Genomic DNA, 22,820 nt, shown 5'->3' with positions numbered 1-22,820 from the left:
TAATTTTCAATCTTTTTTATGCTTTCCAGGCGATTTCTTCCGCCCCAGTCTCATAGGATACCTTCCGGGATAAGACAAACAGGTAATCTGACAAACGGTTCAAATATTTAATTATTTCGTGTGGTACGTCGACACGTTGGGACAATTTATAAACATTTCGTTCGGCCCGGCGACAAACCGTGCGTGCCAAATGACAATACGATACCGGGTTATTTCCTCCCGGAAGAATGAAGTGCGTAAGCGGCGGAAGCTCAGCCAGAATCTTGTCCATTTCATTCTCGAGTTGTTTCACATCTTCTTCGCAACACGGCAAATGCTCGTTGCTGTCTACCCGGTCGGTATCGGTGGCCAACCGGGCACCAATAACAAATAATTTATTCTGAATCTGAATAAGTTCTTCTTTATCGGACTGCATGATATCCTGCGAACGAATCAAACCGATCCATGAGTTCAATTCGTCAACAGTACCATAGGCCTCCAGACGTGAATCTGACTTGGGAACACGTGAGCCACCTATCAGGCCGGTTGTTCCGTCGTCTCCTGTGCGGGTATATACACTCATTTGAAAAAGATTTAGCGTTAATAAATCGGATTACTGTTACGGTAATCAGCTTCAACTTCACCATCCTTGAGTTTGATAATTCGATGCGCGTGCCGGGCAATATCTTCTTCGTGAGTAACCAGAATAATAGTATTTCCCAGTTTATGAATCTCGGCGAAGAGTTTCATGATATCTTCCGAAATCTTTGAATCGAGATTACCAGTCGGTTCATCGGCCAATAAAATGGATGGATGGTTCACCAGGGCCCTGGCAACAGCGACCCGTTGCCGCTGACCGCCCGACAACTCATTCGGTTTGTGTTCAACCCGATCTTCAAGGCCCACCTGAACCAGTTGGGCCAAAGCCTGCTGTTCGCGCTTTTTACGGCCAATACCGGCATAAACAAGCGGCAACATCACATTTTCGAGAGCCGAATAACGGGGCAGCAAATTAAAGGTTTGAAAAACAAACCCTATTTCATCGTTGCGGATTTCCGCCAGCCGACCATCATCCAACGATCCCACATCAATGTCATTCAAGTGATAAGAACCGGCAGTAGGCGTATCGAGGCATCCGATGATGTTCATCAAGGTAGACTTACCAGAACCGGAAGCCCCCATAATGGTCACATAATCCCCCTTGTCTATCGAAAGGGAAACCGAACGCAAGGCTTGCACAACTTGTGGTCCTACGTAATAGTTCTTAATAACGTTGTTGAGTTGAATAACTTTTCCCATTTAACAGAATATTTCAACTTTATACAAAGTTAACGGAATTGCAACGGTTCATCCAATGCCTTGTTAATATCTTATCACAAAATTTTCTTTCTGCAAACCCCTCAGGCAGATAGCCAAACCTAAGGTAAAAAAATCAAGGGAAATACGCACGAATTCCTGTTTGGTCAATTCAATCCAACGAGTTTCCATTTGCGGACTATGATGAATTCCATTCACGATAATGGCCTTTGGCTTCTCTCCCCGGTTCCGGGTGATGTCCTGAATGATTTCACGGCAACGGTCCGGATCTTCGGGATAACTAATGACCACAAAGGAATTTTCTAAATCTGCTGTTGAAAAATCTGGTAAACCATATTGAACCGACACATTCGCAACCTTCGATTCCTCCAACAAATATTCCGTCACCGAAAGAAGTACGGGTTTTCCGTCATAATGAAAAACCGGAATGCGGCTATCAGCTTTTGCCAGATACAACAAACTCATTCCGGAAACCGCCCCTGCACAAATAATGTTTTTCGGTTGAAATTCGTTGATCAGCCGAAACAACATTTTCCCGTATTTTGGCAATAAATCATGTCTCCGGACCAGCAACTTCAGTTTTTCCTGTATATCCCCCTTCTCCGGAGCACTTCCGGGAACTTGCACACTGGAACGCATCAGCAATGCCCACGCTTTATCAATCGTTTCATAAGCATAGTAACTTCCCCGATTTTCAATCACGTTTGTCAGCAATCCAAAAAGGAAAGGGGAATGTATGCCATGGCCATACCGGTGACGGGCTGTTAACCAATAAGTAATATAACGTTTCAACTGAAATAGGGACATAAACGAAAATTGAAAAGATGTATTCCTTTTTTCACAAAAGTCAGGTTTTTCTTCCATGCTGCACGCAGGAAGTAAATATATTTTATTGTTATATTTGTTTCATGCCTGAATTTCTTGACCAAAATATCAAATTCCTGCCGGGAGTAGGCCCCAGGCGAGCCAGTCTGCTGAACAGTGAGCTGAAAATTTTTACTTTCCGGGAACTGCTTTACTACTTCCCATTCAAATACGTCGACCGGACCCGCTTTTACAATATCAGGGAAATTGATTCCAAATTGCCGTACATCCAGGTTAAAGGAAGAATTACCGGGGCCGAAGTGGTTGGAGAAGGACGAAGTCAGCGGCTGGTCGCCTTTTTCACCGATGGCACCGGAGTACTGGAATTGGTTTGGTTCAAAGGAATCAAATATGTCCGCTCATCGCTAAGTACGGCCAAACAGTACGTTGTTTTTGGAAAACCGACCGAATTCAACGGTCAATACAACATCGTTCATCCCGAACTGGAGGAAGCCGATAATCAACCGGGGAAGCAGGTGCAGGGTTACATTCAGGCATTTTACAACACAACAGAGAAACTGAAGAAGGGTTTTCTGAACTCGAAAGCGATTCTAAAACTTCAACAAAATCTTTTTCCGTTAGCCAAAGGAAAACTCAAAGAGACCTTGCCGGCCTGGCTGGTCGAAAAGTATCACCTCATGTCGTTGCCCGAAGCCATCGGAAATATCCATTTCCCACAAAATCCCAATGCGCTACGCAAAGCGGAATACCGGCTTAAATTTGAAGAACTGTTTTACATTCAGTTGAAAATCCTTCACCTGAAAGCCGACCGTCAAATGAAATTCCGGGGGCACCCATTCACCATAATCGGTGACTACTTCAACGAATTTTTTCACCACCATCTGCCCTTTGAGCTCACCAGGGCACAGAAGCGGGTAATCAAAGAGATCAGGAAAGATGTGGGGTCGGGCAAGCAGATGAACCGTCTGCTTCAGGGAGATGTAGGTAGTGGAAAAACCATGGTAGGGCTAATGACCATGCTCATGGCGCTCGACAACGGTTTTCAGTCGAGTATGATGGCCCCGACAGAGATCCTGGCCAACCAGCATTACAGTTCCATCAAGAAATTTCTGGGCAACATGTCCGTGAATGTCCGCTTGTTAACCGGCTCCACAAAAAAATCGGAGCGAAAAGAAATTCACGAACAATTGGAAAACGGCGAACTTCACATCCTGATTGGAACGCATGCTTTGCTGGAAGAAAAGGTGATGTTCAAAAATCTCGGGATGGTCATCATCGACGAGCAGCACCGGTTTGGTGTGGCTCAGCGTGCCCGTCTGTGGCGAAAGAATTATGTCCCGCCTCATGTACTGGTGATGACGGCAACTCCTATTCCGCGTACGCTGGCCATGACTGTTTACGGTGATTTGGACGTTTCCGTCATCGACGAACTGCCACCAGGACGAAAGCCGATTAAAACCATGCACTATTTCGAGAACAACCGTAAGAAGGTGTATGATTTCATGCGAAAGGAGATTGAGATTGGCCGCCAGATTTATATGGTGTACCCACTTATTTCCGAATCGGAAAAAATGGACTTCAAGAATCTTGAAGAAGGGTACAAGCACATAAAAACAGCATTCCCCGAACCCAAATACCATGTCGGCATGGTGCATGGAAAAATGCGTCCGAAAGACAAAGATGCCGAGATGGTGCGTTTCAAGAATGGAGAGACTAACATTATGGTGGCAACCACCGTTATTGAAGTGGGTGTAGATGTTCCCAACGCTTCGGTGATGGTGATTGAAAGCGCCGAGCGTTTTGGCCTGTCACAGCTTCACCAGTTGCGCGGCCGTGTGGGACGTGGTGCTGAACAATCCTTTTGTATCCTGATGTCGAAGTACAAGCTAGGCGCCGAAAGCCGGAAACGCATTGAAACCATGGTGGGCACAAACGACGGTTTCGAAATTGCCGAAGCGGATATGAAACTTCGTGGCCCGGGAGACATCGAAGGCACACAACAATCGGGTATGGCCTTCGACATGAAGATTGCCAACCTGGCTAAAGACGGTCAGATTTTACAATACGCCCGCGATATTGCTGCTGATATTCTGGAAGATGACCCCGCCTTGGCAAAGCCTGAAAACAATTTGCTTCGTAAACAATTGATTGCTTTACGAAAAAACCATTTAAATTGGAGCTCGATTAGTTGACGACAACCTGGAACTTGAACTTAACCTGATTTTGCTTTTTCCCAATGAATAAAATATCCGGAAATAACAACCAACGAAACATCTTCTACCGGTACTTTTTCACCTATACCCTGCTTTTCGGTGGTTTTGCGGCACTGTTTTTCCTTCCGTATCTGCGCATTCGTATCGACGAATTCACCAGCAATATTGAACTGCAGGAAAAGAACAAGATTGCCGTTCAATACCGGGGTTTGCTTGACGATATCGCTTTCGTGGTCACCGATATCATGTTTCTTTCGCACGAAGAGCACATGAGTGAGTATGTCAACAAGCCGAATCTTCAGGATAAAACGGCACTTTCGCAGGAGCTCAGTAACCTGATGGTGCAAAAATCGTTTTACGATCAGATTCGGTTTATCGACAAAAACGGGATGGAACGCCTGCGGATGAAAATGGATAAATACGGAAAACCTTATCTGATGAAGGAAGGTGCCTTACAAAACAAGGCCGATCAGGAATTTTTTATCCATACCATTCATCTCAAACCATACGAAGTCTATCTTTCTCCACTCAATATGAATGAGGAAAATGGCAGAATTGAACTTCCGCTGAAACCCATCATTCGCATTGCAACGCCCATTCCCGACAAAGACGGTTCGGTGAGAGGCATATTGGTTCTCAATCTAAATGCCGGTTACGCCTTGCGAAAATACCTCGAAGGAGACGGAAGCCACCAGGGAAATTCATTGCTGGTAAATCGTTCGGGCTATTACCTGCTTCACCCCGACCCAACCAAAACCTGGTCGTTTATCGACGAGGGAAATTCACGGAAAACCTTCCGGGAAGATTTTCCGGAGGCCCATAAAAAAATATGGGCCGAAAAAAACGGTCAGTTCCAGAACGATGAAGGTCTCTTTACCTTCCAAACCCTGCATCCGCTAACACGAATCAAAGAAGTTTACCGGGCATTGAACCTTCCGCTCGACAGCCTCCCTATATTTGGCGAATCGCAGGACTATCTTTTCAAGGTTATTTCGCATGTGCCGGAATCGCGCATAAAAGAAGGAGAACGACGAATATACAGTCGGCTGGGCGCTCTTTTTGCCGCAGTCTTTGTTTTACTGCTCTTCCTGGCGCGTTCGGTAGCCAAAACTCTTACTTATCGCCGGATGGACGAACTAAAATTGAAGCATTCGGAAGAAGAACTGCGGAAAGTCAACATTACTAAAGATAAGTTCATCAGCCTGTTGGCCCATGATTTAAAGAATCCGCTTTCTTCCATTATGGGCTTTGCCGAAGTTTTGCAAAGCAAAGATGAAGCTTTCCCGGAAGAACAACGACGAAGTTTTGCCAGGGTCATTCGCCATTCGTCGCGCAGCATGGTCGAATTAATTGACGATGTACTTGACTGGTGGCACGCGCAAAGCGGAACCCTCGTCGTTCAGCCGGAAGATTTCGACGTAAAAGAGCTGGTTGAAGCGGTGCTGATTTTGCCATCCGGTCAGGCCGAGAAAAAGGATATTAAGCTGGTAACCCGTATTGAGGAAGGATTACACGCCTATGCCGATCCCAAAATGATAGCCACGGTCATCCGGAACCTCGTTTCGAATGCCATCAAATTTTCCTATCGGGAGAAAGATGTCATTATCAGTGCAAAAAAAGAACATCAGCAGATACTAATTAGTATTCAAGACTTTGGGATAGGAATATCGGAAGCCAACCAGAAAAAATTATTCCAGGTAGGTCATAAATTTTATACCAAAGGGACCGAAAATGAACCGGGAACCGGTATTGGCCTGATCCTGTGTAAAGAATTCCTGGGAAAAAACAATAGCACCATCGAAGTAATAAGTACCGAAAACAAAGGAACCACCTTCCAATTTCGACTTCCTGCATCAGAAATTGAGAACACATAATTTTCTTGTTTTCTTGAAAAATACGCTCTCTTCTGATTATCAATAATATTATCACGCCTGTCATTTCGAATTATCTATATATCGAATTGTATATATTTTATTTAAAACAATGCTAAATTACCAATAGGTGTTTAAAGATATATCCTCAATAATCTGATAGATAAAAAAGCTCGTTACATTTGCGGGGAAATTTTCTACCGTTTAGGAAAAATGGAAAACAAGGGAAATATCTTCCATCGGGGAGTTGTAAAGTTTGTGGATGACCATCGGATTGTGGTTGGAATCGTTTCCCAGTCAGCCTGCGTATCATGCCAGGTCGGTGGCTCGTGCAACATGTCCGATATGAAGGAGAAGGAAGTGGAGATTGAAAATTGGAATGGCACTTATTCCAGGGGAGAATTTGTCGAAGTGATTGCCAGTGAATCGCAGGGATTCCGGGCACTTTTTGTTGCATACATCCTGCCCCTTATCATACTTTTATTCACACTCATTATTTTGCTTCAGACTACCGGCAATGAATCGCTGGCAGCACTGGCTGCATTGGGTATTTTAGTGCCTTACTACGGTATTCTGTATCTCCTGAAAGAAAAAATCAAACAAACACTGAATTTTAGTATTCGAAAACTGAAATAAACCTCAGATAAAATGAGCATTACACTGATCTATACTGTTGTTGTTCTCAGCGCCATCGGGATCATCGCTGCGATCATCCTGTACTATGTATCACAAAAATTCATGGTTCACGAAGATCCGCGTATCGACCAGATCGAGGAGGCGCTTCCAGGCGCCAATTGTGGTGGATGTGGATATGCCGGTTGTCGTGCTTTCGCCGAAGCTTGTGTAGCCGAAAACGAACTGAGCGACCTTTTCTGCCCCGTGGGTGGAAACGATTGCATGAAGGAAATTGCCGGTATTCTCGGATTGGAAGCGGTGCAGAAAGCACCCAAAGTAGCTGTTCTTCGTTGTAACGGGACCTGCGATCATCGTCCGAAAACCAACGCATTCGACGGAGCAAAATCCTGTGCTTCCGCTTCTGCGCTTTACAGCGGCGAAACCGGATGTGCTTTCGGTTGCCTTGGTTACGGTGATTGTGTGGATGTCTGCGATTTCGATGCCTTGCACATGAATCCCGCAACCGGCCTGCCGGAAGTAGACGATGAAAAATGTACCGCTTGTGGCGCCTGCGTCGATGCCTGTCCGAAAGACTTGTTCGAGCTTCGCAAGAAGATGCCGAAGGACCGCAAGATTTACGTGGCCTGCCGCAATGAGGACAAAGGAGCGGCAGCGAAAAAATCATGTGAAGTGGCTTGTATCGGTTGTAACAAATGTTTCAAAGTGTGCCCGTTCGATGCCATTACCATGGAAAACAACCTGGCCTTCATCGATTCGGACAAGTGTAAACTTTGCCGCAAATGTGTCCCTGTTTGTCCTACCGGCTCCATCATTGAAGTGAATTTTCCGCCAAGGAAAATCAAAACCGGGCAGGTAGCCGAGCCGACATCAGCCGGCTCCGATACAACAGATAAAGCCTGATAAACGAATAATTAACGATAAACTGGAGGTCAACGTGTTAAAGACATTCAAAATGGGAGGTGTTCACCCGGCAGAAAATAAATTGTCGGCCGGCAAAGCCATCGAAAAGCTGCCCCTCCCCACAACCGTCAGTATTCCCGTTGCTCAACATATCGGCGCTCCCGCCACCGTAGTGGTTAAACGCGGCGACGAAGTCAAAGTCGGTACGGTAATCGCGCAAAGTTCGGGATTTGTATCCACCAATATCCATTCATCCGTTTCCGGGAAAGTGAAGAAGATTGATGATGTGATGGATTCTTCGGGATACAGGAAAAAAGCAATCATCATCGATGTAGCAGGTGATGAATGGGAACAAGGGATAGATACTTCCGATACACTGATTAAAGAAACCCATCTGAATGCGAAGGAGATCAATGCAAAAATTCTGGCAGCCGGGATCGTCGGTTTGGGTGGAGCGACTTTCCCCACGCACGTGAAACTGAGCCCGCCTCCGGGAATGACAGCCGAGGTATTGCTCATCAACGGTGTGGAATGTGAACCTTACCTCACCTCCGACCACCGCTTGATGCTGGAAAAAGGCGCCGAAATTATTGCCGGGACCAAGCTGCTGATGAAATCGCTGGGCGTGAATAAGGCAGTAATTGGTATCGAAAACAACAAACCCGATGCAATTACCCGCATGCAGGATCTCACGGCCAACGAACCGGAAATCTCCGTTCAACCGCTGAAAGTAAAATATCCACAGGGTGGTGAGAAGCAGTTAATCAAAGCCGTTACCGGCAAGGAAGTCCCGTCAGGGGCATTGCCGATTGCCGTTGGTGCGGTAGTGAATAACGTAGGTACAGCCTTCGCCGTTTACGAAGCAGTGATGAAAAATAAACCCCTGGTCGAGCGGGTGGTTACCGTTACCGGAAAATCGGTCAAGGAACCGTCGAACCTAATGGTCCGTATCGGGACGCCTGTTACCGATTTGGTGGAAGCCGCCGGTGGCATGCCCGAAGATACCGGGAAAGTGATTAGCGGCGGCCCGATGATGGGACGCGCCATCACCACGCTGGAAGTTCCGGTGACAAAAGGAACATCCGGTATTCTCCTCATCCGCGACGAAGAAGCAAAGCGGAACGAGGTGGAACCTTGTATCCGGTGTGGCAAATGTGTGACGGTTTGTCCGATGGGACTCGAACCCTACCTGCTCATGACCATGTCGGAAAAGAAACTGTGGGAACGCAGCGAAGACCGTCATGTAATGGATTGCATCGAATGCGGCTCCTGTTCGTTCACCTGCCCGTCCAACCGACCGTTGCTGGATTACATCCGGTTGGGAAAAGGAACGGTAAGCAAACTCATCCGGGCAAGGAAATCACAGAACTAATCGAATATTAATCAGACAAAACAAACAGCAAAAATACCGATGAATAAACTGCTAACCGTATCACCTTCCCCGCACATAAAGGGTGATGAGTCCATACGGAAAATCATGTACGGAGTGGTACTGGCCATGTTACCGGCCTTTGCCATGTCGGTTATGTTTTTCGGCTGGGACAGCGTAAAGGTGACACTCACTGCCGTAGCGGCGAGTGTATTCTTCGAATATGTAATTCAAAAGTATATCATGAAGGTCAGGCCCACGGTCGACGATGGTTCCGCTATCGTTACCGGGATTTTGCTGGCCTTTAACGTACCGGTGGGATTGCCGGTATGGCTCATTGTTCTGGGAGCATTGGTTGCCATTGGCGTTGGAAAAATGTCATTCGGTGGACTGGGACAAAACCCGTTCAACCCCGCATTGGTAGGGCGCGTGTTCCTGCTCATCTCCTTCCCGGTCCAGATGACCACCTGGACAGCCAACAAGGTTGTCGCTGACGGTTTCTCAGGTGCAACTCCTCTCGGGCTTCTGAAAGAAGGACTGAAAAATGGTGAGACCATTCCCCAAATCACTTCCCAACTTCCCAGTCATTTCGATCTGTTCTGGGGAAATATGAGCGGTTCGTTGGGTGAAATTTCCGCGGTAGCATTGCTGTTGGGTGGTGTTTACATGCTGTGGAAGAAAATCATCAGCTGGCATACCCCCGTTGCCGTTTTGGGAACCATCTTCATTTTCGAAGGCATTCTGTGGTTAGCCAATCCGGAACGTTTCATGGACCCGATGTTTCACCTGTTTACCGGTGGTGCCATGCTGGGAGCTATTTTCATGGCAACTGATATGGTCAGCTCGCCAATGACGCATATGGGAAAACTGATTTTCGGCATCGGTATCGGAATCATCACGGTACTTATCCGAAACTTCGGGGCGTACCCCGAGGGTATTTCGTTCGCGATTCTTATCATGAACGCCTTCACCCCGTTGATTAACGCCTATGTCAAACCGACTAGATTTGGGAGGGTTGCATGATGGCTAAAAGAGAATCGAACTTCATCAATATGCTGGTAACGCTGTTTGCTGTTACCTTCATCGCGTCCGCCTCGCTTGGCCTGGTGAACGAACTGACCCGTGATGCCATCAAGAATGCCAATGCCAGGGCACAGGAAAAAGCGATTGCCTCTGTACTTCCCAACTTCGACAAGCTGGGCAAAAGTGTGATGGTACTTCCGAAAGACGGGCCCGACAGCCTGGAATTATTCCCGGCGTACGATGCACAAGGCAACGAAGTTGGAACCGCCGTTAAAACGTATACCAACAAAGGTTTCTCTGGTCACTTTACCGTCATGGTCGGCTTTAAACCCGACGGCACCATTTCCGGATACGAAGTACTGCAACACCAGGAAACACCGGGCTTGGGTTCCAAAATGGGCCAATGGTTCCGGAACAAGGATAAACCGAAACAGGATATCATCGGGAAAAATCCCGGCAAGGTTAATTTCCACGTGTCGAAAGACGGTGGAGATATCGATGCCATTACAGCGGCCACCATTTCATCACGTGCATTTCTGGATGCTGTACGCAGGGCCTACAATACCTGGAAAAATGAATCGGATGGGACGAGCGGTCCGACGACAACCAAAAACAAAGCTCAAACGAAAGGAGGTAACTCATGAATCAGATGAAAAACTTTACTAAAGGTTTACTGAAAGAGAACCCGGTATTTGTACTCCTGCTGGGAATGTGCCCCACACTGGGGGTCACCTCATCTGCTATCAACGGGATGGGCATGGGACTGGCCACCACCTTTGTGCTGGTGATGGCCAACTTTGTGGTATCACTGGTAAAAAGCGGCATCCCGGATAAAGTTCGTATCCCGAGTTTCATCGTTATCATCGCTACCTTCGTGACCATTGTCCAGCTGACCATGCAGGCTTACCTGCCGTCGTTGTATGAAAGCCTCGGGTTGTTCATCCCGCTCATCGTGGTCAACTGTATCGTATTGGGACGTGCCGAAGCTTTTGCATCGAAAAACACAGTTTGGTCTTCCATCATCGACGGATTGGGCATGGGGCTCGGTTTCACCTTTGCCCTGACGTTGTTAGGGACCGTTCGTGAGTTCCTCGGCAGCGGCAAAATTTTCGGATTGACCATCTATCCGGAACATTACGGTAGCCTGATTTTCATCCTGGCCCCCGGAGCCTTCATCGCGCTGGGTTACCTGATTGCCATCATCAATAAACTCAAAAAAGCCTGATAAGTTATGCAATACATTATCATTATCATATCGGCCATTTTTGTCAATAACATCGTACTGGCACAGTTCCTCGGAATCTGCCCGTTCCTCGGTGTTTCGAAAAAGACGTCAACCGCCATCGGTATGGCCGGGGCCGTTGCCTTTGTGATGACACTGGCAACCATCGTGACCTATTTGATTCAATATAATATTCTGAATCCGTTGCACGTAGAATACCTGCAAACCATTTCGTTCATCCTGGTGATTGCCGCACTGGTCCAGCTGGTCGAAATCATCCTGAAAAAGGTCAGTCCGGCACTTTACCAGGCGCTGGGCGTTTTCCTCCCGTTGATTACCACCAACTGTGCCATTCTGGGTGTAGCCATTCTGACCGTTCAGAAAGACTTTAACCTGATAGAAGGTGTGGTTTATGCCATCTCTACCGCTATCGGTTTTGGACTGGCGCTGGTGATTTTCGCCGGATTGCGCGAGCACCTCGACCTGATGAATGTACCGAAAGGTTTGAAAGGAACGCCTATTGCGCTGATTACCGCCGGTATCCTGGCGATGGCCTTCATGGGATTCTCCGGAATCGTTTAAGCCGAAATTTCGTACGAATTCGATATACAAAAGCTGCCCCGATGGATGTTGGGGCAGCTTTGTTGTTCTGTTACAATGAGGAGAAAATTAATGAATCCAAACTTATTTTTAACCACCCTCTGTCAACAATCGTATTGAGACAATTAGGTTTCCTCAATACATTTATATTGACAATTCTTCTTTTTTTCGCAATTATTTGTCAATAAAATATCGGGTCCCTTTCTCTGTCCATGAACCTAACCCGGGGTGGCGTCATCCCGACATGCGCCGCGGATTCCTTCCCCCGGGCTGTGGGCTTTCAGGCTTTCAGCCTTTTTCTCAACGCCGACAAAAGTTTTCGTGCTACCCTGGGGTAGGGAATGCTGCCGACAAAAGTTTTCGTGCTACCCTGGGGTAGGGAAAGCCGCCGACAAAAGTTTTCGTGCTATCCTGGGGTAGGGAAAGCCGCCGACAAAAGTTTTCGTGCTATCCTGGGGTAGGTTGAGCCGCCGATTTCTGTCGGCAACATTCCTGAGGGCCGGTTGAGCTGCCGATTTCTGTCGACAACTTCCCGGAGGCCGAAACCCTAAAGGAGACTTTTAGAGGCTGATGAAAGAAGGAGCAACCAGGTGACATACGAACAAAAAAGGCCACCTCAACCGGGGCAGCCTTTCATATCGTGCCAGGAAAAAATCCTTATTTCAGGTATTTATCGAGCCAGTTGAAGAAGACCCGTTGCCACAGGATACCATCCTGTGCCTGCAATACCCAGTGACTTTCTTCGGGGAAGTACAGGAACTCTGCCGGAATTCCGCGCAAGCGTGCTGCGTTAAAGGCTGCTTCGCCCTGCGTGTAAGGAATACGATAGTCTTTTCCACCGTGAATGACCAGAATCGGGGCATCCCAGTTCTGGACGTATTTATGCGGCGAGAACCTGGCGTATGACTTCATCGCTACCGGGTTTTTGAAGTCCCAGTACGAACCGCCCAAATCCCAGTTTACAAACCATATCTCCTCGGTGGTAGTGTACATTGCTTCGAAGTTGAAGATACCATCGTGGGCGATGAAGGCTTTGAAATAGCCATTGTTATGTCCGGCCAGGTAGTAAACCGAGTAACCGCCAAAACTGGCGCCTACTGCTCCCAGTCGGTTATTATCTACGTAAGGCTCTTTCGCCACGGCTTTAATAGCCGACATGTAATCGTCCATCGCCAGGCCGCCGTAATCGCCCGAAATTTCCTCGTTCCACCTGGTACCGAAACCGGGCAGTCCGCGGCGGTTCGGGGCAACGATGATGTAATCGTTGGCAGCCATCATCTGGAAGTTCCAGCGGTACGACCAGAACTGGCTAACCGTACTCTGCGGTCCACCTTCGCAATACAGCAACGTCGGATATTTCTTGTTCGGATCGAAATGCGGCGGATAAATCACCCACACCAGTTCCTTTTTGTTATCGACCGTTTTCACCCAACGTTTTTCCACCTTACCGAAAGTAAGCTGGTCGAGGTATTTTTTGTTGATAGCAGTAATCTGCATCGCTTTTCCATCAGCCGGGTTCACACTGTACAGATCAGCCGGATGCGACATGGAAACACGCTGTCCGATGAGCTTATTGCCGGCGGTCATCACACCCTGGTAGTTGTGCACCCCGTCTGTAATCCGGTGAATACTGTCAGCAGCTACATCCAGCGAGTACATTTCGTCGGTAGCGTGGATATCGGAAATGAAATAAATCGTTTTGCTATCGGCAGACCAAACCAGGCCGTGGACATTTTGGTCAAAATCCTTCGAATAATCCTTCTTGTCGCCGGTCGCCAAATCAGCAATGAAGAGGCGGTTTTTATCCGATTCGTAACCGTCACGCTCCATGCTTTCCCACGCCAGCTTTTTGCCGTCAGGCGAGAAAACCGGGTTGATGTCGTAGCCCATCATCCCTTTGGTATAGTTGATGGTTTCACCGTTAGCGATATCATACAGATAGATATCGGAATTGGTGGAAAGCGCGTAAGCGCGGCCCACTTTCTTTTTGCAGGTATAGGCAATCTTTTCCCCGTCAGGCGAGAAATTAACCTGCTCGATGCCGCCAAACGGTTTCATCGGCGTATCGAAGCGCCCGCCTTTCATGATATCGGTTCCGGCTACCACATTATTCTCGTTGTAGTCAGTCACGAAAACATGCTGGTAGGTGTAATCATGCCACTGGTCCCAATGCACATACATCAGGTCAGTTTCGAGACGGGCGTTTGCTTTCGGAAGGTCAGGAAAAAGATCATGCACACTCTTGTCAAGCTTCACTGCTTTGATGTAGAGAATCCGGTCCTGGGCAGGCGCATATTTGAACCCGATAATACCCCCATCAATATGCGAAACCTGGTGCTGACCGGAACCGTCGGGATTCATTTCCCATAATTGCACGCTTCCGGATTTGGAAGAGAGGTAACCAATCTTCTTGCCGTCAGGACGCCATTGGGGATTGAACTCTTTTTCCGGTGTGTCGGTCAGTTGTACCGGGGTTCCCCCATCGGTGGAAACCGAATACAAATCGCGGTAGGATTTATTTTCCGGAATATTGAAATAGGTTACAGCATATACCACCGATTTTCCATCGGGCGAAACTTCCGCCCCGCTCATTCGGCCAAACGACCAGAGCACTTCGGGAGTCATAATGTCGGAGGTCAGCTTGGGGACCTCGGGCACGAAATTCTTTTTCTCCACTTTCGGCGCTTTCGTGGCAGTGGTGCAGGCCATCAGGCTAACCATTAACAGCGGAAGTGTAAAAAGAGCCAGTTTTTTCATCCGTTTAAAATTTATAATTATGGTCCATAATTTAATTCTAAATTTGAGAACGTATGGAACCGCTTCGCTCTCACATGAATTTTTTTAATCATTGCCTTTGGCGAACTTTTGATTAAAAAAGTTCATGTTCGTTTCATTGTACAACAATTTTCTGATTTGACACAAATTTAACCGGAATAATCATTCGGTCAAGAAAGGGCAAAACAAAAGAGGGTGTCCTAAAAGTTGAATTGGAAAAGTGTTTACTTTCAAATTGAAAGCAATCTTGGATTTACCCCTCCTCCCGATGGACATCGGGACTCCCCTAAAGGTGAGGCTTAAAGTCCCCTTCAGGGGATTTAGGGGTAAATAACTAAAGCTGTACTTACAATTTGATAGTTCTGAAAATGCTCTTTGTACTTTTCGGACACCCTCTTTTGACTTTCTGCCTATGAATTATCCCTGCTCAGGTCCCGTAGTGGTATATCATAACCGGCTCCTGCACGGTCTGACCGTCATAGTTGGTATAACGGACAATGAAATTAATTGAATCATTGGCAGCAGCCTTCAGGGTCCCCAGCTTGAAGCTGACGATGCCCGAAGTCCGGTAAACCTGCTCATCGCCGCGGGCATTGTGCTTCAAATCGAGCATGTAGGGTTGCGTTACCCCATCTCCGGTTTCATCGTTCACCAGGTTGATGTAGTGCGTTGAACCAGCCGTGTAAAAGGAAATCTCCAGGTTCAGGATACTATCCTGCGACATCCAAATGTCTTTCATATCCACCGGGTCGTAGCCCATGCTGTCGGCATCGACTTCAGAAGCATTTGCAATGTTTTTGTAGAGGATTTCCCTTACATCGTTCACTTTTCCGTAATAGGTAAGCGAACCATCGCTATTGGTTTTATCATCCAAAGGATTGAAGTTCACCCATACCCGCTGATTGTCATAAACATTGAAATAGGGAACCGATGTAGCCATCGGGACAAAGGAATCGCCGTTGTCCAGTTGGATGACATACGAGTTAACATCCGGACTCTGTTTCTGTACAACGCCCAGGCTGACGATGAAGTCGCCCACAGAATATTTTCCGTCGTCATCTAAATCGCAGGATGTTGTTACAACAGCGAGAAACGACGCACCTAACAGCAATAATAGCACCTTTCTCATAACCATACCTTTCTCTCTTTAATAGTTCAGTTGGTATAAAGATGACGGCAAAAATCGTGTCAAAGGTTGCGTTCCGTAGTGTTAATTCAGGAGATCAATTAAGTGGTTGTGCAAATCATTGCCACGAATAGTTCTTTCACCCTTCTCATCCGGTGAACCGATCATTGTAATGGCAAGTTCACCGACGTTTAAATCACGTTGAATTTCTATTCCGCGTGCTCCAGCAAGAAAGCTTTGAATGAATCGAACGACGCGTTGAGTGAATCAATCATATGTTCGTTGCGCAGGAAATTCTCCAACCTTTCGGGCATCGGCACATTGCCTTTGCCAATCACGCCTTCCACTGTTTCAGTGAACTTGGCCGGGTGGGCTGTTTCCAGGAAAATACCGGCCTCGCCGGGAAGAAGATTATCTTCCAGCGACTGGTAACCGGTGGTCCCATGCGGATCGAGCAGGTAGCCCGTCTGCTTGTAAACGCGGCCCAGCGTTTCGCGAATCTCGTCATCGGTATATCGTGTCCCGGATATATCTTTGCGGATGGCTTCCACATCATTCTGGTACAAATCGAGAATGCGGACAAAGTTGCTCGGATCGCCGACATCCATGGCATTGGCAATGGTTGCCACCGATGGCCGCGGCTTGAACGCTCCTGTTTTCAGGTATTCAAAAACCACATCATTCCGGTTATTGGCCGCAATAAAACGGTGCACCGGAAGCCCCATTCGTTTGGCAAATAAGCCGGCGGTGAGGTTCCCGAAGTTGCCGCTCGGTACCGAGAATACCACTTTCTTATCCTTCTCGGGAAGATGGGCCCAGGCATTGAAATAATAAAATGCCTGCGGCAGAAAACGCGCCACGTTGATGGAGTTAGCCGAAGTAAGCGTGAGCTGCTTCTTCAGGTCGGCATCCGTAAACGCCAATTTCACCAGCCGCTGACAGTCGTCGAACGTTCCGTCAATTTCCAGCGCGGTAATGTTATGCCCCAGTGTGGTGAACTGTTTCTCCTGAATTTCGCTCACCTTCCCTTTCGGGTACAGTACGTAAACATGAATTCCGGGTACGTTAAAAAAGCCGTTGGCTACAGCGCTTCCGGTATCGCCCGAAGTGGCCACCAGCACATTTACCTTTCCCTTTTGCTGCGACAGGAAATAGCCGAGGAGACGGGCCATGAACCGGGCGCCAACATCTTTGAACGCAAGCGTCGGGCCATGAAAAAGTTCAAGCGAATAAATGGAATCGCGCACATGCACCAACGGCGCATCGAACGAGAGCGTATCGAAGACAATCTCCTGTAAATCTTCTTCCGGAATGTCCTCGCCAAAGAGATGCTTCGCTACTTCGAATGCAATTTCACGGAAAGTGAACGATTCCATCTCTTTGAAAAACCATTCCGGCAACGGGACGATGCGTTCGGGCATATACAACCCACGGTCGGGAGCCAGGCCTTCGGTTACGGCCGTGCGTAAATCAACGTTAGGCGCTTCGTTATTGGTACTGTAATATTTCATGGGTTTATTCGGTTCCGAGAAATTTTTTCATAAACTGGTTACCTTCCACCGTGCCGTACGCGCCTTTCGCTGCAGCTTGTTCGGTGTATCCGGTCACATCATCGGGCGTTTCTCCCGGCCGGTAAATAACAAAAGGGATGGCATCGCGGGTGTGTGTCCGGATTTTCCACGGCGTAGGATGATCGGGCAATAACGACAGCGCTACCGGCTCGTCCATTTTGGCCGTTTCCTCCAACAGATAACGGACCACGCGGTTATCGAGATATTCAATGGTTTTTACTTTCAAATCGTAATCACCTTCATGGCCCGCTTCGTCACTTGCTTCGATGTGAAGGTACACAAAATCGTGATCGCGCAACGCGTCGATGGTGGCCTGCGCCTTCCCTTCGTAATTCGTATCATATAAACCCGTGGCGCCTTCCACCTTGATCACATCCATGCCGGCATACACGCCAATGCCCTGGATGAGATCGACCGCCGAAATCACGGCAGCAGGCCCAAGGCCATACATTTCCTGCAACGTCTGCATCTTCGGTTTGTAACCGGGTGACCACGGCCACACGGAAGTCGCCGGATCTTTTCCGGCCTCTCTCCTTTTCCGGTTAACCGGATGATCGGCCAGTATTTTTTGTGAACCCAGAATCAACTGACGAATCAACTCCGCTGTTTCTTTGCCTTCCGGCGATAACGCTTCAGGCAACAAACCGGCAAAAGGCTTTTCAGGCACATCGTGGGGAGGAACACATTTCACCATTTTATTGCCGCCTTTAATAACCAGCAGATGACGGTACGACACGCCCGGATAGAAACGTATAATTTCAGTTCCCAGCTTCTCGTTCAGATAAGCAATCAGTTCTGCACCTTCTTCGGTCCCGATATGTCCGGCTGAATGGTTTTTCAGGATATCTCCCTCCACGCACACCAGGTTACAGCGCATGGCTAAATCGCCGGGTTGCAGTTCCACGCCCATGCTGGCAGCTTCCAACACGCCACGGCCTTCAAAAACAGCTTCCACATCGTAACCCAGCACCGCCATATTGGCCACTTCACTTCCCGGGTGCAACGACTCGGGAATGGTTTTGAACAACCCGCTCTTCCCCATTGCCGCCAGCTTGTCCAAATGCGGCGTATTGGCTGCCATCAGCGGGGTTAGGTTTCCTTTTGATGGCTCGGGCAAATCAGCCATTCCGTCTCCAAGGATTACTATATATTTCATTGTCTTTCTAATCTATTTTCAATTCCACATTCATTATATATTCGAAACCTTGATCAAATCGGCAAATACGCCGGCTGCTGTTACAGCAGCGCCTGCTCCGTATCCTTTGATTAGCATCGGAAACTCGTTGTACCGCTCGCTGGTGAGCAATACAATGTTGTTACTGCCTTCGAGGTCGAAGAACGGATGGCGGGCATCCACTACGCGCAAAGCCACTTCGGCCTGGCGATTTTCGAATTTACCAACAAAGCGCCAGCGTTGGTTATTAGCAACCAATTCCTTCCGGCGTTGCTCAAATTCTTCATCCATTTCGTTGATCGTTTCCCAGAATTCGTCCAGCGTTCCATCAAAGTATTTTTGCGGGATGAATGGTTCTATTTTCACGTCTTCTTTCTCGATTTCGTACCCGGATTCACGGGCAAGGATAACCAGCTTACGTACCACATCGATACCGCTTAAATCGACACGCGGATCGGGTTCCGCATACCCTTTGTCCTTCGCCATTCGGATAGCCATGCTCAACGGAATTTCTTCGCTTAGCGTATTGAAAATGAAGTTCAATGTCCCGGAAAGAACCGCTTCGATACGCTGGATACGGTCACCCGAACGTTGCAGGTCATTAATAGTGGAAATCAATGGTAATCCAGCTCCAACGTTCGTTTCGAACAGGAATTTCACACCTTTTTTACTGGCCGTATCTTTCAGTTTTTTATACCGGCTGAAAGACGAAGAAGCCGCGACCTTGTTTGCCGCCACTACCGAGATAAAGTTATCGAGAATATGATGGTAATGCCCCGCTATTTCGGCACTAGCCGTGCAATCGACAAATACGGAGTTAAACATGTTCAAATCAATCATCTTCCGGCAAAAAGCCGACATATTCGACTTCTCGTCCGAAGACTTCAGCAGGTTGTCTACTTCGCGTACCTGGATACCGTCGCGGTTGAAATACATTTTGCGTGAATTTGCTACGCCGGCCAGTTTTATTTTCAAACGGTGCTCCCGCGTCAAACGGGGTTGCTGCCGCTCTATCTGTTTCAACAAGTCGCGGCCAACGGTGCCGATTCCGACCAGGAAGATATTCAGTTCGATATAAGGTGACAGGAAGAACGATTCATGGACCACATTCAATGTTTTTCGTAAATCGGAATGTTTCACGACCCACGAAATATTTTGTTCGGAGGCCCCCTGCGCAATGGCGACTACGTTGATCCCGTTTTTCCCGATGGTATGGAAAAGTTTTCCGGCAATACCGGCCGAATGTTTCATGTGCTCGCCGACAATCGCCACAATTGAGAGGTTCTCTTCGATCGTTATTTTATTGATACGCCCGGAAGCTATTTCCGCAGCAAATTCATCTTCAATACCTTCACGCGCCACCTCTGCAGAAACCGAATCCACTGCAAAGCTGATGGAGTTCTCGGATGAAGCCTGCGAGATGAGTATCACATTGATTTCTTTTCGCGCCAGCACGCCGAAAATCCGGGCCGATATTCCGGTTACGCCAATCATCCCGAGGCCCTGAACGGTAATCAGGGTAATACCCGACATGGACGAAATTCCTTTGATGGGCCGATCTTTCCAATTCGTCTCCTCCAACCCGATGAGCGTCCCTTCGGCATTGGGGGCCATGGTATTTTTTATCTGGACCGGAATGCCTTTTTTGTAAACGGGCAAGATCGTGGGCGGGTAAATCACCTTCGCACCAAAGTGCGATAATTCCATTGCCTCCGAATAGGTTAGCGACGGAATAGGATATGCCTTGCTGATAACGCGCGGATCGGCTGTCATAAAACCATCCACGTCAGTCCATATTTCCAGCTTTTCGGCATCAAGCGCTGCAGCAAACAACGCCGCCGTATAATCGGAGCCTCCACGTCCGAGCGTGGTCATCACGCCATTTGATGAAGACGAAATGAAGCCCGGAGCCACAGCCACCCCTTTCAGGTTACTGCAGCGTTCGGCTATTAATTGATAGGTTTTGTCCAAATCGACATACGCACGGCCAAAATTTTCATCCGTTTTAATGACTGCCGCGCTGTCAATCAGTTCTGCCTTCAAAAACTCACTAATCAGCAGTGAGGACATTCGTTCACCAAAGCCAACAATTTTATCGAGGGTTTTCGGCGTGAGTTCATAAATCAGTGAAACACCCTGAAAAATTTTCTCCAGCTCTTCGAAATAAGGATGCAATTGGGCCGTCACGCCGTTCAATTGCCCGCCGGCAAAAAGTTGTCCGGCCATCTCTTCGTGCCGCGTTCGAATGGCTGATAAACCTGTTGTAAATTCTCCGCCTTCGGCTGTTGTCCGGGCAGTCAGCAGCAAGGTATCCGTAATGCCGCTCAGTGCCGATACCACCACGATGACAGGGGTATTTTGTCCTTTAACTATTTCGTCAATCCTTCTTACATTTTCATGCGATCCGACTGATGTTCCTCCGAATTTCAAAATCTTCATGGGCAAAATATTATGAATTATCAGCAATTCACTTGCACAAAGGTTAAAAAAATTCTGAACCGGGATTTCCCCGGTTCAGAATCACATGTATTTCTTAAGAAAAATTTATTGCTTGACCGGGGAAGTAATGGCTTCCAGAATTTTTGCTTCCAGTTCTTCCGCCAACTCCGGGTTATCTTTCAATAGGTTTTTCACGCCTTCGCGGCCCTGTCCGAGTTTTGTTTCACCATAACTGAACCAGGAACCACTCTTCTTAATGATGTTCAAATCAACTCCCAGGTCAATAATTTCACCTGTTTTCGAAATTCCTTCGCCATACATGATGTCGAATTCCGCTTTGCGGAAAGGCGGGGCGACTTTATTTTTCACAACCTTCACGCGCGTATGGTTTCCCTGTACCTCTTCGCCATCTTTAATCTGACCGATGCGGCGGATATCAAGACGAACAGAAGCATAAAATTTCAGGGCATTACCACCGGTGGTTGTTTCCGGGTTACCGAACATCACCCCGATTTTTTCGCGCAACTGGTTAATAAAGATACAGCAGGTTTTGGTGCGGCTGATGTTACCAGTCAGCTTACGCAATGCCTGCGACATCAGGCGGGCTTGCAAACCGACACGTGCGTCACCCATTTCGCCTTCAATTTCCGCTTTCGGGGTCAAGGCGGCAACCGAGTCAATCACAACCAGGTCAATTGCTCCGGAACGAATGAGGTTATCGGTAATTTCCAATGCCTGTTCACCATTATCGGGCTGCGAAATCAGCAACTCATCAATATCAACGCCCAGTTTACGGGCATAAAACGGGTCGAACGCGTGTTCCGCATCAATAATGGCAGCAATGCCTCCCTGCTTTTGTACTTCGGCAATGGCATGAATGGCCAGCGTGGTTTTACCCGACGATTCCGGTCCGTATATTTCGATAACACGGCCTTTGGGAAATCCACCAACACCCAAAGCCACATCAAGTGAGATAGAGCCTGAAGGAATTGCCGGGACATCCACGTGCGGACGGTCGCCCATGCGCATGATAGAGCCTTTTCCGTAACTCTTCTCAATTTTGTCCATTGTCAGCTGAAGTGCTTTCAGCTTTTCTTTGTTTACATTCTGCTGTTCTTCTTTAGCCATATAATTAAGCGTAATTTAGTTTCAGAGGTTGAGTTCTCCGGCTATTTGTGTTGTGTGTTCCTTGGTTTTCACTTTCCGGAAAATTTTCTCAATAATTCCTTCTTCATTAATAACAAATGTGGTACGCAACACTCCCATGTAAGTCTTACCGTACAATTTCTTTTCACCCCAGGCCCCATATGCCTGGAGGAGATCTTTTTCCGGATCGGAAATTAAATTGAACTTCAATCCGTACTTATCGATAAATTTCCGGTGCGATTCTTCGGAGTCGGGACTGACTCCAACTACTTCATATCCTTTTGAAATCCAGTAATCGTAGTTATCGTTCAGGTCGCAGGCTTCGGCAGTGCATCCCGGTGTATTATCTTTCGGGTAAAAATACAGAATTAACTTCTTCCCTTTGAAATCATCGAGCGAAATAGTTTTACCTTCTTGGTTTTTACCTTTAAAATCAGGAGCTTTATCTCCTTCGTTTAGTTCTTTCATAACCATAAATTTAGACTGATTATTACAAATATACTTTAAAATAGGATCACCACATAAAACAGATTATTAAAAGTGGTGTTCAAATTGATGACCGCGTTAGCGGGAAATAACCCAAAATTTGTATTTTTAACTCACGGACATCAATCAAAATGAGCTTTTCACTCCC

Annotated in this window: 19 protein-coding genes; 9 read left to right on the top strand and 10 right to left on the bottom strand. The window is 47.5% G+C overall.

The genetic code is table 11. The features are described 5' to 3' along the window. Positions 1-16: 16 nt before the first annotated feature. From GJU82_RS01455 to GJU82_RS01445, 3 genes are all read right to left on the bottom strand, one after another. Complete coding sequence (locus GJU82_RS01455) at positions 17-562, bottom strand: cob(I)yrinic acid a,c-diamide adenosyltransferase (protein ID WP_153630522.1); 546 nt, start codon at positions 560-562, stop codon at positions 17-19. A gap of 17 nt (positions 563-579) precedes the next feature. Continuing rightward, positions 580-1,278, bottom strand: a complete 699-nt coding sequence (locus GJU82_RS01450; protein WP_153630521.1) for an ABC transporter ATP-binding protein — start codon at positions 1,276-1,278, stop codon at positions 580-582. Positions 1,279-1,341: 63 nt separating this feature from the next. Further along, complete coding sequence (locus GJU82_RS01445) at positions 1,342-2,103, bottom strand: hypothetical protein (protein WP_153630520.1); 762 nt, start codon at positions 2,101-2,103, stop codon at positions 1,342-1,344. A 101-nt stretch (positions 2,104-2,204) separates the two neighbouring features. On the opposite strand from GJU82_RS01445, the gene recG reads away from it, so the two are divergent. The 9 genes from recG (at position 2,205) to rsxA (ending at position 11,937) form a co-directional block, all read left to right on the top strand. Next, a complete protein-coding gene (recG, locus tag GJU82_RS01440) occupies positions 2,205-4,313 on the top strand; it encodes an ATP-dependent DNA helicase RecG (RefSeq protein WP_153630519.1) in 2,109 nt (702 codons plus the stop codon). 44 nt (positions 4,314-4,357) lie between these two features. After that, positions 4,358-6,208: a sensor histidine kinase gene (locus GJU82_RS01435; protein WP_153630518.1), complete on the top strand. Its 1,851-nt coding sequence runs from the start codon at positions 4,358-4,360 to the stop codon at positions 6,206-6,208. 210 nt (positions 6,209-6,418) lie between these two features. Next, positions 6,419-6,841 carry a SoxR reducing system RseC family protein gene (locus GJU82_RS01430; RefSeq protein WP_153630517.1) on the top strand — a complete coding sequence of 141 codons (423 nt, stop codon included), beginning with the start codon at positions 6,419-6,421 and terminating at the stop codon, positions 6,839-6,841. Between the two features lie 12 nt (positions 6,842-6,853). Then, a complete protein-coding gene (locus GJU82_RS01425; RefSeq protein ID WP_153630516.1) occupies positions 6,854-7,741 on the top strand; it encodes a Fe-S cluster domain-containing protein in 888 nt (295 codons plus the stop codon). 34 nt (positions 7,742-7,775) lie between these two features. Beyond that, positions 7,776-9,113 (top strand): electron transport complex subunit RsxC, encoded by a 1,338-nt coding sequence (gene rsxC / locus GJU82_RS01420; RefSeq protein WP_194830935.1) that lies wholly within the window; start codon positions 7,776-7,778, stop codon positions 9,111-9,113. Positions 9,114-9,152: 39 nt separating this feature from the next. Continuing rightward, positions 9,153-10,133 (top strand): RnfABCDGE type electron transport complex subunit D, encoded by a 981-nt coding sequence (locus GJU82_RS01415; protein ID WP_153630515.1) that lies wholly within the window; start codon positions 9,153-9,155, stop codon positions 10,131-10,133. Next, positions 10,130-10,777 carry an RnfABCDGE type electron transport complex subunit G gene (locus tag GJU82_RS01410; RefSeq protein ID WP_228488521.1) on the top strand — a complete coding sequence of 216 codons (648 nt, stop codon included), beginning with the start codon at positions 10,130-10,132 and terminating at the stop codon, positions 10,775-10,777. The genes GJU82_RS01415 and GJU82_RS01410 overlap by 4 nt, the downstream gene beginning before the upstream one ends. 5 nt (positions 10,778-10,782) lie before the next feature. Continuing rightward, on the top strand, positions 10,783-11,358 hold the full coding sequence (locus tag GJU82_RS17140) for an RnfABCDGE type electron transport complex subunit E (protein WP_228488520.1): 576 nt from the start codon (positions 10,783-10,785) through the stop codon (positions 11,356-11,358). Between the two features lie 6 nt (positions 11,359-11,364). Next, positions 11,365-11,937 (top strand): electron transport complex subunit RsxA, encoded by a 573-nt coding sequence (gene rsxA / locus GJU82_RS17135; protein WP_194830933.1) that lies wholly within the window; start codon positions 11,365-11,367, stop codon positions 11,935-11,937. 675 nt (positions 11,938-12,612) lie between these two features. Here the strand turns inward: rsxA and GJU82_RS01400 are convergent. The 7 genes from GJU82_RS01400 to bcp all read right to left on the bottom strand — a co-directional run bounded on the left by GJU82_RS01400 (position 12,613) and on the right by bcp (position 22,654). Further along, on the bottom strand, positions 12,613-14,712 hold the full coding sequence (locus tag GJU82_RS01400) for a S9 family peptidase (RefSeq protein ID WP_153630514.1): 2,100 nt from the start codon (positions 14,710-14,712) through the stop codon (positions 12,613-12,615). A 445-nt stretch (positions 14,713-15,157) separates the two neighbouring features. Then, positions 15,158-15,859, bottom strand: a complete 702-nt coding sequence (locus tag GJU82_RS01395) for a NigD-like C-terminal domain-containing protein (protein ID WP_194830932.1) — start codon at positions 15,857-15,859, stop codon at positions 15,158-15,160. Between the two features lie 206 nt (positions 15,860-16,065). After that, a complete protein-coding gene (gene thrC, locus GJU82_RS01390; protein WP_153630512.1) occupies positions 16,066-17,367 on the bottom strand; it encodes a threonine synthase in 1,302 nt (433 codons plus the stop codon). A 4-nt stretch (positions 17,368-17,371) separates the two neighbouring features. Next, positions 17,372-18,583, bottom strand: coding sequence for a cofactor-independent phosphoglycerate mutase (locus GJU82_RS01385; RefSeq protein ID WP_153630511.1), 1,212 nt, complete (start codon positions 18,581-18,583; stop codon positions 17,372-17,374). Between the two features lie 33 nt (positions 18,584-18,616). After that, the gene (gene thrA, locus GJU82_RS01380; protein ID WP_153630510.1) at positions 18,617-21,040 is read right to left on the bottom strand and encodes a bifunctional aspartate kinase/homoserine dehydrogenase I; all 2,424 of its coding nucleotides are present in this window, start codon (positions 21,038-21,040) and stop codon (positions 18,617-18,619) included. Positions 21,041-21,145: 105 nt separating this feature from the next. Beyond that, complete coding sequence (gene recA / locus GJU82_RS01375) at positions 21,146-22,168, bottom strand: recombinase RecA (RefSeq protein ID WP_153630509.1); 1,023 nt, start codon at positions 22,166-22,168, stop codon at positions 21,146-21,148. 21 nt (positions 22,169-22,189) lie between these two features. Beyond that, positions 22,190-22,654, bottom strand: coding sequence for a thioredoxin-dependent thiol peroxidase (gene bcp / locus GJU82_RS01370; RefSeq protein ID WP_153630508.1), 465 nt, complete (start codon positions 22,652-22,654; stop codon positions 22,190-22,192). Between the last annotated feature and the right edge of the window lie 166 nt (positions 22,655-22,820).

The organism is Prolixibacter sp. SD074, assembly GCF_009617895.1.
Lineage (GTDB): Bacteria > Bacteroidota > Bacteroidia > Bacteroidales > Prolixibacteraceae > Prolixibacter.
Note: the sequence above shows the minus strand (reverse complement) of the source record. Positions and strands in the feature narration are given on the sequence as shown.